Consider the following 13942-nt stretch of genomic DNA (forward strand, 5'->3'; position numbering starts at 1 on the left):
GTTTATATGCAACCCAGATAAAACCCGGCAATGGAAAGCCGGATTGAGAACGGCCATCAATCTGAAAATGCGCCACTCAATACACCTGTTTTATTTTTCATTCATCGCGACGCGTTTTCGCACGGCCTACACCACATTCTTCTCCACAATCGGCCGGTTCTCCAGCACGCGCGCAAAACCGAGCGACGACAGATCGAGCGTCGTATAACGCCCATGCAGGATCAGCTCGCTGATGCCGCGCCCTGTCGCCGGCCCCTGCTGCAAGCCGTGCCCGCTGAAACCATTCGCGAAGATGCAGTTATCGACATCCGGGTGATGTCCGATGATCGCGTTCTGGTCGAACACGTTGTACTCGTAATAGCCCGACCAGCAGTTCTGCACGCGCAACGCCTCGAACTGCGGCACGCGATGCGCGAGCGTCGGCCAGATCACGTCATCGAAGAGCGCATGGTCCACTTCGTCGAGCGGCAGGTCGTCGGGATCGTTGTCCGCCGCAGGCGACGTGCCGCAAATAAACGACTTGCCCTCCGGACGGAAATAAACGCCCGACGGATCGATCAGCAGCGGACAGTGCGCAAGCTGCGCGGGCGAACTCACATTGAAAATGCTGCGACGGCGCGCGAAAACGGGAATGTCGACGCAGACCATCGCCGCGACCGTTCGCGACCACGCGCCTGCCGCGTCCACGACCACGTCGCACGCATACGTTTCGCCGTTCGATGCGATTACTTCGGTCACGCGTCTTCCGGTGCGATGCATCGCGCTCACTTCCGCTGCCACGTAGCGCGCGCCCAGCGCCTGCGCCTTCTTGCGCAGCGCCTGCACGAGGCCATAGCCGTCGAACCAGCCTTCGCCCGATTCGCCGTACGTGCCCGCGGCGAGATCGTCGGTATTGAGCCATGGAAAGCGCGCTTGCAGCGCTTCGCGATCGAGCAGGCTGATGTCCGCGCCCAGACTCTGCTGCAGCGCGTGATTTTCGCGCAACGTGCCGACACCCGCGGGCGTCGCGAGAAACAGATAGCCGCCCTCGTGCAGATCGATCGAAGGTTTCGCGCCATCAATGTCGAGCAGCTCGCCGATCGAGCGCAGAAATTCGATGCCGTAGAGCGACATCTGGATGGATAGCGGCGTGGAAAACTGCTGACGGATCGAAGCCGCCGACAACGCCGACGAAGAGCGCGCGTAAGTCGGATCGCGCTCGATGACCGTGACGCTTACGGTGGGATCGGACGCCCGCAGAAAATACGCAATCGAACTGCCAATGACGCCACCGCCGACGACCACGACTCTCGAATCCACGTCTCACTCCGTGAGGAAGCTGCGTGCCGGGCGCGCTGCGCGGCGCCCGGGCGTTACACGTTATCTGCGTCTGCATCGCCATCGCCGCCCGCCTGACCGGGCGGCCAGAACGTCTAGCCGAGGTTGAAATCGATACCCTGCGCGAGCGGCAACGCCGACGAGTAGTTCACCGTGTTCGTCGCGCGGCGCATATACGCCTTCCACGCGTCCGAACCCGATTCGCGGCCGCCGCCGGTTTCTTTCTCGCCGCCGAACGCGCCGCCGATTTCCGCGCCGCTCGGCCCGATGTTGACGTTCGCGATGCCGCAGTCGCTGCCGGCGTCGGAGACGAAACGCTCCGCTTCGCGCAGGTCGGTGGTGAACACACACGACGACAGGCCGTGCGCCGCCGCGTTGTTCGCCGCCACCGCCTCGGCGAAATCCGTGTAACGCAGCACGTACAGGATCGGCGCGAACGTTTCCTTCAGCACGACCGGTGTTTGCGACGGCATTTCGACCAGCGCCGGACGCACGTAGTAGCCGTTCCCGAATCCCTTCACGTCGACGCGCTCGCCGCCCGTCACCTTGCCGCCTTCGCTGGCAGCCTGCTGTAGCGCCTCCTGCATGCGCGCAAACGCCTGTTTGTCGATGAGCGGTCCCATCAGCGTGCCCTTTTCCAGCGGATTGCCGATCGGCACCTTCGCGTAAAGCTGCTTGAGGCGTTCGACGGTCTGCTCATACACGCTCTCATGCACGAAGAGACGCCGCAGCGACGTGCAGCGCTGGCCCGCCGTGCCGACCGCCGAGAACAGGATGCCGCGCAGCGCCAGTTCCTGATCGGCAGTCTGCGTGACGATGCCCGCGTTGTTGCCGCCAAGTTCAAGCAGCGAGCGGCCAAAGCGCTTCGCGACTTCGACGCCCACCGTACGACCCATTTCCGTGCTGCCGGTGGCGCTCACCACCGAGGCACGCGGATCGGCCACGAGTTTCGCACCGACTTCCCGTGTGCCGTTGATCACGGCTGTGAGCCCGGCAGGCGCGTCGCCAAATTCCTTTAGTGCTTCGACCAGGATCTGGTTGACGGCGAGTGCGGTGAGCGGCGTTTTCTCGGAAGGCTTCCAGATCACCGCGTTGCCGCAGACGAGCGCGAGCGCCGCGTTCCACGACCAGACGGCCGCCGGAAAGTTGAACGCCGAGATCACGACGCAGGTGCCCATCGGATGCCACGATTCCGCCATGCGATGACCGGGGCGCTCCGATGCGATCGTCAGGCCGTACAGCTGACGCGACAGGCCCACCGCGAAATCGCAGATATCGATCATTTCCTGCACTTCGCCGAGACCTTCCTGGAGAATCTTGCCGGTCTCGAGCGTGATGATGCTGCCGAGCGCCTGCTTCTTTTCGCGCAGACGGTTGCCGAGGAGGCGCACCAGTTCGCCACGACGCGGCGCCGGGACATCGCGCCACCGGGCGAAAGCCTGCTTCGCGCCGGCAAGGGCCGCGTCGACTTCGGCGGTGGTGTTGCTGGTCACGCGCCCGATCAGCTCGCCGGTGATCGGCGAATGCACGGCGATGTCGCCGGCTTCAGCCAGATGGGCAATGCCGAGATCGGCGAGGATGGTCGAAGCGTTCATGGCATGAGTCCTTTGATTTCCAATACGAAACAAAAGCAGATCCGGAGACTATACACGGTGGGTTTTATGGCGACAACCCCGGGTAGGCCCGAGCCAGCGGCCATCATGAAGGGCCCGATGCGGCAACGTCTGACCCTTTGCCACCCGCGGTTCCCGGGTGAGCGACGACACCCGCCATGCCGGCGCGACCTGATGGAAAAACCGGTGTTTCTTATAGGAAAATCGTAAGTCGTCATTTTGCTTTTGGCCTGCCAGTGGCCCCACGCAGCAGGCCACGGAACATGCACGCGGAACGCGACGCTATGTGAGATCGTGCAGATTCTTCTCACGTGGTGGCCCGACCTCGAAGTCCGCAAAGTCGACGACGAGGCCCGAGCGTTCCGGCGTACAGCACATCGGCCCCACGAAATAGCTTTGCGCAACAGGAAACGGCGCAAGCCTCAGCAGTGGCCATGTCTTGCCATCGGTCGAGAACTGCAGCTTGAGCACGCCTTTCGACACCGTCGCGCGCAGCCAGAATTCGCCGGCCGTCGCGAGGCTGGATCCGGTTGCCCAGTCCGACTGCCCGACGGTCAGCACGCTGCTCAGCAACAGCGCGCCATCGGTGAATTCGACACCCGCCTTCACCCAGTTCGCCTCATCGATGCGCACCATCAGCCCGGCCTGGTCATACAGCGATGCGAAGCCGCCGCGAATCTGCACCTGCGCCGTGAAATCGTCCTTTGTGCGCGTGCCGAAGCAATGACCTGAATCGCGCACGAAACCGTAGTGCGTCCCACGCCAGAAATCGGTGCTGGCATCTGTCGTGACACGCAGCAGATCGCCTTCCAGAACCCATGTCGCGGGCTCGTTCAGCCATTCGCACTGATTGAACACGGCGTTTCTCCTGTCGACCAGAGTTGGCGCTTCAGCGCCTTACTCTGGTCCCATGCAAGGTACTTGCGGTCGACCAGAGTTGGCGCTTCAGCGCCTTACTCTGGTCCCATGCAGTACTTGCGGTCGACCAGAGTTGGCGCTTCAGCGCCTTACTCTGGTCCCATGCAAGGTACTTGCGATGAAAGTAAGCGCGGATCAGCGCTCGTTTTCCGGGAAGTCCGCGCCGACGGTCGTCGCTTCCCATGCATCGAAATCTCCGCGCAGCAGATCGATCTTGCCACGCGCGAGGTCGAGCGCCGTCTTGCCGAGCAACAGGCGCAGCGGCGGCCGGTCGGACAGCGCGGCATCGATGATCGCCTGCGCGGCGCGCACCGGATCGCCCGTCTGGTTACCGCTGCGCGCCGCCGTCTGCTTGCGGCGCTCGCCGGCCGTTGCATCGTAATCGGCAATACGTGTGGCGGATTCCTTGATCGACGGCCCGGCCCAGTTCGTGCGGAACGGTCCCGGTTCGACGATCAGCACATCGATGCCAAGCGGCTTCACCTCCAGCGCAAGCGATTCGGAAATGCCCTCCACCGCGTATTTCGTGCCGTGGTAATAGCCCGTCGCGGCAAAACTCGCGATGCCGCCAATCGAGGAAACGTTGACGATCAGGCCGCTGCGCTGTTTGCGCATCTGCGGCAAGACGGCTTTCGTCATGTCGACGAGACCGAACACGTTGGTCTCGAACATCGCGCGCACGGCGTCGTCCTCGCCTTCCTCGATCGCGGCAAGATAGCCATAGCCTGCGTTGTTCACGAGCGCATCGATGCGGCCGAATTGCTGCGTCGCCTGCGCGACAACGTGATCGATCTGCCCGCGCTTCGTGACATCGAGCGGGAGCACCAGCGCGCGTCCTTGGTGACCTTCAGCGATGTCCTGCACTTTCGAGGCATCGCGCGCCGTGACGACGGCGCGCCAGCCGCGCTCCAGCACGAGTTTTGCCAGTTCACGGCCGAATCCGGTCGAGCAGCCTGTAATGAGCCATACGGGATCGTCTCGATTCATCATGGGAGAACTCCTGTGGGTGTTGGGGGACAAACAGGAATGCGGGACGCGACGGGTCGGGCGCGCTCTGTGCCAGTCACTACGGTAACAAAAAACAGGACTTCGCAACGGAGTCCGTCATGGGAGGAACAATGCGAAAGCCGTTTATCAGTGGCCTGTGCGCAGGCGCGGCGGCACTGCTGATATTACCCGGGACATCTTACGGACAGTACGCGCAGGCGTACACGAACAGTCCCGTGAACCTGTACGCCGGGCCATCGCAGGAATATCCGGTCGTCTCGCAGTTGCCGGCCAGCGTGCCCGTGCAGGTGATGGGGTGCGTGAGCGGCTATTCGTGGTGTGACGTCGAGGTTTCGAACGTGCGCGGCTGGGTCTATGGCGCGAATCTCAGTTACCCGTATCAAGGCAGCAGCGTGCCCATCATGACCTACGGACCGACCATCGGCTTCCCGATCGTGACGTTCTCGATTGGCACGTACTGGGGGCGCTATTACCGCGATCGTCCGTGGTATCACGACGAGCCGCGCTGGGAGCACCGACCGCCACCGCCGCCGCCTCGTGGACGCCCGCCTGGATATGGTGGGCCACCGCCCTCGCATGGCGGGCCGCCTCCGGGACACGGTGGACCGCCGCCCTCACATGGTGGGCCTCCTCCAGGGCACGCTGGACCGCCACCCTCACATGGTGGGCCTCCTCCAGGGCACGCTGGACCGCCACCCTCACATGGTGGGCCTCCTCCAGGGCACGGTGGACCGCCACCCTCACATGGTGGGCCTCCTCCAGGGCACGGTGGTCCACCGCCCCAACATGGTGGACCGCCCCCAGGGCATGGTGGACCACCTCAGGGGCATGGTGGTGGTGGACATCCCTCCGGACCACCGCCCTCACATGGCGGTGGCGGCGGTGGTGGTCATTCCGGACAGCCGCCTCCCCATTAAGTACGCCAGGTAACCGGCCGCTCCCGCGTCATCCGCGGGAGCATGCGTTACAGGACCCGAAACCCGTTCAACCGGAATCGGGCAAACCGGGAAAAAGACTCGATCCGTCTTTCTCTTCCACGTCGGAGAGGTTGTATTCAGCGCGAACTGCCTTGAGCACCGTTTCGATGTCGCGTTCGTAGCCGATCGCGCCGCCGAAGTGTTTCATGGTCCAGTTGCAGCCGGACGCATCGGGCTCCGTCTTCTGCGGACGCGGCACGCGGATCTTCACGCCGTCCTCGACGATTTCATGAATGCGATGAATGCGCCGGCTCACTTCCGTCTGCAGGCGCGACGCATTGAGCAGCTTGCGTATCACGATACCCTCCTTCCGGTTTCACCCAGGTTCGGTTCAGTACTCGTTCAACGGCGGAAGCGGTGGTTTCCCCGCACGCTTCTTGCAGGCCGTTTTCGTCTCGGGACGCAGCCCCAATGCCGTCTCGTTCCATTGCAGCGAAGCGACCGCGACGCATGGCAACGCGATATCGGCAACGTCATGCATGCGGACCCGGATAATCCTTACTATCGCTGGTTCGTCGGCGGCGCCGGCTGACGGTTGTAACGATAACGGCACACATGCGGTGGTGTTACTACGATAAAGTATCGCAGCGCAGCACCAACCTGTTCGGGAGGATAACTTGAACCAGCGCGATCAGATCGACATTGCCCGCACACTGCTTGTGATCGTTATCCTGGTTGCACTGACGGTCGGAAGTATCTACGTACTGAGTCCGTTCATTCCAGGCCTGATCTGGGCGACCACGATCGTGGTCGCCACGTGGCCGTTGATGCTCGCCATCCAGCGACGCTGCGGCAACCGGCGGTGGATCGCCACCTTCGTGATGCTGCTCTGTCTGCTGATCGTGATCGTGCTGCCGTTGTACCAGGCCATCTCGACGCTTGCGTTGCACGGCGGCGAGATCATGGCGGCCATCAAGAGCCTGCCCGACTACGCCCTGGCGCCGCCGCCTGACTGGATCAAGGACATTCCGCTGATTGGCGCGCGCATCGACACGGAATGGCAGGTGCTTTCGGATGCGGGCCCGGGCGGCCTGCTGGCCAAGGTTGAACCGTATGTGAGCATCGGTGCGCGCTGGATGCTCGGCCATGCGGCCGTCGTCGGCGTGTTCGTGATTCACATGTTCATCACGATCATCATCTCCGGCATTCTCTACATGAACGGCGAACAGGCAGCGGCATTCATGATGCGCTTTGCCGGCCGCATCGCCGCGCAACGCGGCGAAGGCGCGATCAAGCTCGCGGGCCTCGCGGTTCGCGCCGTGGCGCTCGGCATCGTGGTCACCGCGGTGACGCAATCCGCGCTCGGCGGCATCGGTCTGTGGGTTGCCGGCGTGCCCGGCGCGGGCATCCTGACGGCCCTGATGCTGATGCTGTGTCTCGCGCAGATCGGGCCGCTTCTGCCGCTGCTCGGTTCGGTCGCGTGGCTCTTCTTCCATTCGTCGCATCTGGTCGCGATTCTGCTGCTTGTCTGGTCGATCATGATCGCGATGCTCGACAACGTGCTGCGCCCGATGCTGATCAAGCGCGGCGTGAACCTCTCGATGCTGCTGATCCTGTCGGGCGTGCTGGGCGGGATGTTCGCGTTCGGCATCGTCGGCCTGTTCATGGGGCCGGTGATTCTCGCCGTCACGTCGACGCTGCTGAACGCGTGGATCAACGAAAAGCCGGTGCCGCCAGGCGTTCAGGCCACCGACGATCCGGCTCACGTCAAGGGAGAAATCTAGCGCGCGACAGCTGTGCGCCTGTCACGCTCGCTGCATCGAATCAGGACGACCCTTACGCGTAACGCAGGTGTTCGTCCTTGAGCGCGGGCGAAGCGGCGATCGCCGCTTCCAGTTTCCTGCATAGTTCGTCGGCGTGGCGGATGCCTGGCAGGCGACGCATCGGGCGCCGTCCGTCACCCGTATCGAGCACGATCGAACCCGTGCCGAACGCGCGCTGCCACCGCGGATAAACCACCGTCACATTACGGATGCGCGCGAGTTCGAGACTCGAGGTGCGCCGGTTGAAAATGCCCTGCGTCCAGGTAATCCGCTCGGTATCGATCACGATTTCGGTTGACGCCGTCTTGAGGAATGGCAACGCGACGCCGATCATGATCGCCGCGGCCTGCACCAGCACGAGCGACCACTGGAATGGAAAATCGCCCGCCGTGACAAGATCGATCGCGCCCACCAGTGCCATGACAACGCCGCCCTTCAGAAAGGCCGGAATATTGATGACCTGTGAAGGCGCGCCGCGGTAAATCACCTGCCTTGTCATCACGTCTGTCCTGTTGGTGATCGCTGTTGATCAACTGCCTTGGTTTTCTGCCGAAAACGGCAACTCGCCCTGAACCGGAGCCGGTGCGACAGGCTCGCTGCCCGCGGGGGACAACGCCGAAACGCGCACACCGAGCAGACGCAATCTTCGATCGAGCGGCACACGCCTCAGACATTCTGTTGCAGCGCGGCGAATTTCGGTTGCATCCGCCGTTGGGTGCGGGATGGTCAGATCGCGCGTGACGGTCTTGAAGTCGTCGTACCGCAACTTGATGCCCACGGTCCTTCCAGTATAGCCTTTGCGCCGCAGGTCGTCCGCGACCCGCACGCACAGCCCGGTGAATGCCTCGGAGAGCGCAGCCCTGTCGCGGCGAGGGTGCAGGTCGCGCTCGAACGTCGTTTCGCGGCTCATCGAGCGCGGCTCGGAACTCACCACCACCTGCCGCGTGTCGATCCCCTGCGCGACGTCGGCGAGCCACGCGGAATAGCTCCGGCCGAAGTGCGACTGCAGCAGTTCCGGCGCGGCCGCCGCCAGATCGCCGACCGTCGCGATGCCGATGGACGCGAGTTTTTCGCTCGCTTTCGGGCCGATGCCGTTCACCTTGCGCGCCGGCAACGGCCAGATCCGCTTTGGCACATCGTCCATGGTCAGCAGCGTGAGGCCGTCCGGCTTGTCGAGTTCAGAGCCGATTTTCGCCAGCAGCTTGTTCGGTGCAATGCAGATCGAACACGTGAGACCCGTCGCCTCTCTAACCGCCGCCTTGATGCGCGTGCCGATGTCGGCCGGCTCGCCCGACACGTCAGTGAGGTCGATGTAGATTTCGTCGATGCCGCGATCCTCGATCTGCGATGTAAAAGCAGCCACGGCCGTCTTGAAGAGGCGCGAGTAATGGCGGTAGGAATCGAAATCGGTGGGCAGCAGGATCGCGTCGGGCGCCAGTTGCGCCGCCTTCATCATCCCCATCGCGGAGAACACGCCCAGCGCGCGCGCTTCGTACGTCGAGGTCGTCACGACGCCACGCCCCGCGTAGTCGCGCAGCTTTCGAAAGCGCCGGGTGCCGTCTTCGAGCATTTCGGGCATGGCATTGCGCCCACCGCCGATCACGACCGCCTGACCGCGCAGCTCGGGATAGCGCAACAGTTCCACGGACGCGTAAAACGCATCCATGTCCAGATGCGCGATACGGCGCGTGCCAGAAGAGGCGGGAACGGAAGCGTCAACAGAAACGGAATTCATCGTCCGGATATCGTACCTGAAGCCGCGAGCGCAGGCGCCCCGGCGCGCCTGCGACCCGGCCGGGCGCCCACCACCGGATCAGACGTTGCTCAGGGCTGGTCGCCCGACGCTGTGCCGGAGGTTTCGCCTGTGCCCGGGGATGGCGCATCGGGCGTCGGCGTCGGTGATGAGGCAGGCTCGCCGGTGTCGAATCCGCCGGTTTCCTGAGGCGCGCTGGCGATGATCGGCGGCAGAAGCGGCGGTAGCGCCCTCGGTGCCGCCACCGTCGCCGATGCGGACACCGAAGCTGAAGCCGAAGCCGAAGCCGAAGCCGGCGGCGACGCTGTAATCACCGGACGCGGACGTGGCCTGTGACGCGTGCCGCTCGCCACTTCAGGTTTCGGCTTCGCGGAAAAAAGCTGTCCGGCCCATTCGCGCGCCTTGGCAAACCACACGGAAACCGTGCCCGGCTCTTCCTTCGGGAAACGCGCCTGCGGATCGATCACGCGTGAGCGCAACGCACGCTGGTAGAAATCGCCGACGATCGGCAACGCGCTGTGCGCACCCTGCCCCCAGTAATCGCTGCGCAACGTCACGCGGCTGTCGTTGAACCCGACCCACGCGCCCGCGACCAGTTGCGGATGCATCAGGATGAACCAGCCATCGGCGTTGTCCTGCGTCGTGCCGGTCTTGCCCGCGACGTCCGCGCGAATGCCGAAGCGCGAGCGGATCGTCGAACCGGTGCCGCGATTGACGACGTCACGCATGACGTCGAGCAGCGTCTGGTCCGCATCGGCCGACAACGCCTGGCTGCCGGCAACCGGCGCGAAATCAGCCAGCACGTCGCCGTTGCGGTCCTCGATGCGCGTCACCATCACCGGCTCGATGTAAGCGCCGCGATTGGCGATCGTCGCATAGGCGGAGACCATTTCCTTCAGCGTGACGGGGCTCGTGCCAAGGCCGAGCGACGGCACGGCGTCGAGCCTGCTGTCGCGCACGCCCATCGCGCGCGCGAGACGCGCGACCTTCGAAGGCCCGACTTCCTGCATCAGCTGCGCGGTGATCCGGTTGCGCGAATACGCGAGCGCATCGCGCAGGGTCATCGGGCGGCCGGTGGGCGCTTCGGCATCGGAAGGTTTCCAGATCTCGCCGCCCGCCAGTGAAATTTCCACGGGCTGGTCGATGAACGTGTCGTCGGGTGTCGCGCCGTCCTCGAACGCCGCGCCGTACACGAACGGCTTGAACGTCGAGCCTGGCTGGCGACGCGCCTGCTGCACGTGATCGAACGGATCCTGGCCGAAATCGCGGCTGCCGACCCACGCGCGGATCTGGCCGTTGCGCGGATCGATGGCGACAAAGTCGGCCTGCACGCGGGTCTTGCTGTCGCACAGCGCCTGCATGAAGTGCCGGTCGGACGCGAGATGTTTGAGCGCGTCCCCATCGTCCAGTCCTGAGTCTCTCGCCGCACGATAATCGGGCGTTTCACGCACGAACGTCTGCATCAGGTCGCGCCCGTTCGCGCATCCCGCACGCGTACCCCACGCCGAATTCGCGATGCCCTGCAGCGAATTGCCCTGCAGCACGACGGCCTGGGTCGCCATGGTCTGAAGCCGCGAATCGATGGTCGTACGCACGACGAGGCCGTCGGAATACACGTTGTAATCGTTACGATCGGCCCACGAAATCAGCCATTTTCGCAGCTGCTGTGCGAAATGCGGCGCCGGGCCGGGCGACTCGATCTGGCGTTCGAAATCGATCCGCAACGGGCGTTTGACGAGCGACGTATAAGACGCCTGCGAAAGACGCCCGTATTTCACCATTTGGGCGAGCACGATATTGCGTCGCTGCAGCGCGCGCTCGGGATTGATGACCGGATTGTAGTAGCTGTTGCCTTTCAGCATGCCGGTGAGCGTCGCGCTTTGCAGCACGTCGAGATCATGGGCGGATTTGTCGAAGTAGGTGCGCGCCGCCATCTCGATGCCGTACGCGTTGTAGAGAAACGGCACCGTGTTGAGGTACGTCTCGAGAATTTCGGGTTTCGTGTAGACCGCTTCGATCTTGAACGCGGTGATCGCTTCCTTGAGCTTGCGCGTGAGCGTGGGCGCGCGGCCTATTTCGTCGGGGTACAGATTGCGCGCGAGCTGCTGCGTGATCGTCGAGCCGCCCTGGCGGTCGCCCGAGAACGTATGCAGCGCGGCCGAAGCCGTGCGCCGCCAGTCGAGGCCGTGGTGCTCGTAGAAGCGGTGGTCTTCTGTCGCGATCAGCGCATCCACCACGTGCGGCGAGATGTCGGCGAGTTTGACCCATTCGCGATTGCTCGGCTTGAACTCGGCGAGCAGCTTGCCGTCCGCGGAAAACACGCGCGCCGGCTGCTCGACCTTCGCCTTGCGGATGTCGCCGATGCCCGGCGTGAATGGAATCAGCACCAGCACATACAGCAGCATGAGGGCCGGGAATGCGGCGAGCGTGAGCGCGACGCCGCGCAGCGTCGGATGACGCATGCGTTGCAGCCGGTCCGTCACGACCGGCTTGATCCGGGCGAATTGAGCCAGGCAATAGTCACGAACGAATGACGTGTTTCTACGGTCCACGCGGGCCTGCCATCAGCTTGAAAAGGCTGAATCGTACCAAATGCCGTGCGAAGTCAAGGCTCAAGGCCGAAAATGGCGTGGTGAGGAAGGTGCTGCGGTTCGTCTGCTATAACAAAAAACCAGGCATTCCAGCGATGAGAAAAACCATCGGCCAGGAACCCCGGGGAGACCATGTCGCACTGGCGATGGCATTTGCAACAGCTGTCATGGCACTCAGTCTCCTGCGCTCCTGCGTCGTTAGCGGACGGGTCGTTCCTTTGCTACATCGTTCGACGCGACGAGTTCACGATCGACCAGATCGAGCTTGAGCGGTGCATCGGCTGAAAGGTTCTTCTTTGCAATCACGCGTCGCCATCCTCCGTCGGTGCCTGGATCGCGATAGAACGCGACGATGGCGACGTATCGTGTATCGGGTTGCATCGGTTGCGACAGGCTTGCGGACGCGCCCGGATTCACCACGGTGGCGATGCTGGTCTGCAGGTCCTGTGCCAGTACGGTTTTGTCGTTCTTTATCAGATCGCCGTAGGACGCGGCGTCAAAGAGCTTGCGGTCCTTGAGCTGATACACACGCACCGCGACCGAGGTCGAGCGGTTTGTCTCGTCTGGATTGAGGGATGCACGCGCCGTCAGGTCGACGTTCAGCGTCTTGACCTGTTTGTAGAAGACAGCGCGATACGCACTGGAAGTGCCGTCGGACACAGCCTGCCAGGCGCCGCAGGCAGAAAGCAGCAGGCCGGATGCGAGGGCGGTCTGTTGTGTGCCGGCCTTCTTTTCGCCGGTCCCTGCCGGTTCGCCTGCAGCGGGCTTGCGTTTTTGTAACTCGCGGACCAGCGTTCTGCCGCGTCCCATGACCGGGCTCCACCATGACCATGCGTGACGACCATCGGAAATCCCCGAGGAATTCCACTCATCTGCTTCGCAAGCTCAACCCGCATTGCTCGGTCGCCCTCGAGGCGGCTGCGAACCTGTTGCAGGCGATCACGGATGCACCGCATCTGCTGCGCGCGGCTAACGCCTGGCCGCTGCTGTCGGTCAGCGCGATCACATCGGAGAATCCGGTCATCTCGCAGGCCGAACTGCTCGAAGCCATTCATCCGACACTCGTTGCACACTTCCAGCCGGCGCTGCTCGTGCGCCTCCAGACGCTCGTCTACCGGTCGCTCGACGCCGCCGCGCTCGCGTCGATTCTGCGTCTGAAGCTTGCGAAGGTCGCCGAACGTCTGCGCCATCAGTACGACATCGCGCTCACCCTGGATGACGCGTTGACAGACTCGCTCGCGCAGTTGTGCCTTGCACGCGGGTCTGGCGCACGCAATGTCGACGCGTTCCTGAACCAGCGCATCCTGCCGGCTGTGTCGCGTGAACTGCTCTCGCGAATGGCGAAGGGTTCCACGTCCGAAGGAAGTCCCCGCGGGATACCTGCTGGAATTCTCCTGTCGATGTCCCCCAAGGGGACTTCCTTCGACCAACGGAAGTCCCTGTGGGACGGCGCGCCCCTGGAAGGCAGCCTCGTAATCGATTTGGTCGATCACGACGTGCGGGCAGCCGCCAGCGCGACCACCGGCCATCCGGTTTCAGTCGGCATCTAAGGGACCAGACGATGCCCGCTGGCCCTTCCCTGTATGACATGTTGCTCGGCCACATCGATGGTGAGCCGCTCAGCGCCCACGACGACAAAACTCTCGAGATCCTGAGCGTCCAGCAGAATATCCGCCGCATCCTCAATACGCGCGCGGGAGCGCTCAAGCACCTGCCCGATTTCGGTCTGCCAGATCTCACGAACATCTTCAAGGCCCTGCCTGCGTCGTCGCATCTGCTGAAAAAGGAGATGGAGGCCACGCTGCTGAAATACGAGCCACGCGTTCGTGCGATCGATGTCGACATCATCGACAACGACGATCCCGGCGTCACCGTGAGCTACGTGATGACCTGTCATCTGAAGAAGGCGGGGCTCGTGCGGTTCGGTACGTATTTCGAGCCGCCGGGCCGCATGCGCATCGAGCGGCGAACGGAAACGAAGTAGCACCTTCAGGCGTGGCGA

At 63.4% G+C, this 13942-nt stretch carries 12 protein-coding genes and 2 pseudogenes; 5 read left to right on the plus strand and 9 right to left on the minus strand.

Annotation, left to right across the window (positions count from 1 at the left end; genetic code table 11):
• Positions 1–126: 126 nt before the first annotated feature.
• From LPA34_RS14725 to LPA34_RS14740, 4 genes are all read right to left on the minus strand, one after another.
• Positions 127–1299, minus strand: coding sequence for an NAD(P)/FAD-dependent oxidoreductase (locus LPA34_RS14725; RefSeq protein ID WP_228979325.1), 1173 nt, complete (start codon positions 1297–1299; stop codon positions 127–129).
• Between the two features lie 113 nt (positions 1300–1412).
• Entirely contained in the window at positions 1413–2912 is a 1500-nt protein-coding gene (gene amaB / locus LPA34_RS14730) for an L-piperidine-6-carboxylate dehydrogenase (protein ID WP_228979326.1), read from the minus strand.
• Between the two features lie 300 nt (positions 2913–3212).
• Positions 3213–3788 (minus strand): DUF1349 domain-containing protein, encoded by a 576-nt coding sequence (locus LPA34_RS14735; RefSeq protein ID WP_228979328.1) that lies wholly within the window; start codon positions 3786–3788, stop codon positions 3213–3215.
• A 195-nt stretch (positions 3789–3983) separates the two neighbouring features.
• Entirely contained in the window at positions 3984–4838 is an 855-nt protein-coding gene (locus tag LPA34_RS14740) for an oxidoreductase (protein ID WP_228979331.1), read from the minus strand.
• A gap of 128 nt (positions 4839–4966) precedes the next feature.
• Between LPA34_RS14740 and LPA34_RS14745 the strand changes: the two are divergent.
• Together LPA34_RS14745 and LPA34_RS14750 are read left to right on the plus strand one after the other, a co-directional pair.
• Positions 4967–5215: pseudogene (locus tag LPA34_RS14745) on the plus strand (SH3 domain-containing protein); the annotation flags it as partial.
• Between the two features lie 259 nt (positions 5216–5474).
• On the plus strand, positions 5475–5786 hold the full coding sequence (locus LPA34_RS14750) for a hypothetical protein (protein ID WP_228979515.1): 312 nt from the start codon (positions 5475–5477) through the stop codon (positions 5784–5786).
• A gap of 54 nt (positions 5787–5840) precedes the next feature.
• On the opposite strand, the gene LPA34_RS14755 is transcribed toward LPA34_RS14750, so the two are convergent.
• Positions 5841–6131, minus strand: a complete 291-nt coding sequence (locus tag LPA34_RS14755) for a hypothetical protein (protein WP_228979332.1) — start codon at positions 6129–6131, stop codon at positions 5841–5843.
• A 319-nt stretch (positions 6132–6450) separates the two neighbouring features.
• Here LPA34_RS14755 and ydiK point away from each other — a divergent pair, with 319 nt between their 5' ends.
• Complete coding sequence (gene ydiK / locus LPA34_RS14760) at positions 6451–7557, plus strand: AI-2E family transporter YdiK (RefSeq protein WP_228979333.1); 1107 nt, start codon at positions 6451–6453, stop codon at positions 7555–7557.
• A 52-nt stretch (positions 7558–7609) separates the two neighbouring features.
• Here the strand turns inward: ydiK and LPA34_RS14765 are convergent, their stop codons facing one another.
• From LPA34_RS14765 to tssJ, 4 genes are all read right to left on the minus strand, one after another.
• Entirely contained in the window at positions 7610–8095 is a 486-nt protein-coding gene (locus LPA34_RS14765) for a PH domain-containing protein (protein ID WP_228979334.1), read from the minus strand.
• 30 nt (positions 8096–8125) lie between these two features.
• Positions 8126–9331: a DNA polymerase IV gene (dinB, locus tag LPA34_RS14770; RefSeq protein WP_228979336.1), complete on the minus strand. Its 1206-nt coding sequence runs from the start codon at positions 9329–9331 to the stop codon at positions 8126–8128.
• 89 nt (positions 9332–9420) lie between these two features.
• Positions 9421–11811, minus strand: coding sequence for a penicillin-binding protein 1A (locus LPA34_RS14775; RefSeq protein WP_228979498.1), 2391 nt, complete (start codon positions 11809–11811; stop codon positions 9421–9423).
• A 327-nt stretch (positions 11812–12138) separates the two neighbouring features.
• A complete protein-coding gene (tssJ, locus tag LPA34_RS14780) occupies positions 12139–12750 on the minus strand; it encodes a type VI secretion system lipoprotein TssJ (RefSeq protein WP_228979338.1) in 612 nt (203 codons plus the stop codon).
• 182 nt (positions 12751–12932) lie between these two features.
• Here tssJ and LPA34_RS14785 point away from each other — a divergent pair.
• Both LPA34_RS14785 and tssE read left to right on the plus strand, forming a co-directional pair.
• Positions 12933–13490, plus strand: a pseudogene (locus tag LPA34_RS14785) (hypothetical protein); the annotation flags it as partial.
• A gap of 11 nt (positions 13491–13501) precedes the next feature.
• Positions 13502–13924 (plus strand): type VI secretion system baseplate subunit TssE, encoded by a 423-nt coding sequence (tssE, locus tag LPA34_RS14790; protein WP_228979341.1) that lies wholly within the window; start codon positions 13502–13504, stop codon positions 13922–13924.
• Positions 13925–13942 lie beyond the last annotated feature (18 nt).

The sequence above is a fragment of the Paraburkholderia gardini genome (assembly GCF_907164575.1).
GTDB classification, from domain to species: Bacteria; Pseudomonadota; Gammaproteobacteria; order Burkholderiales; family Burkholderiaceae; genus Paraburkholderia; species Paraburkholderia gardini.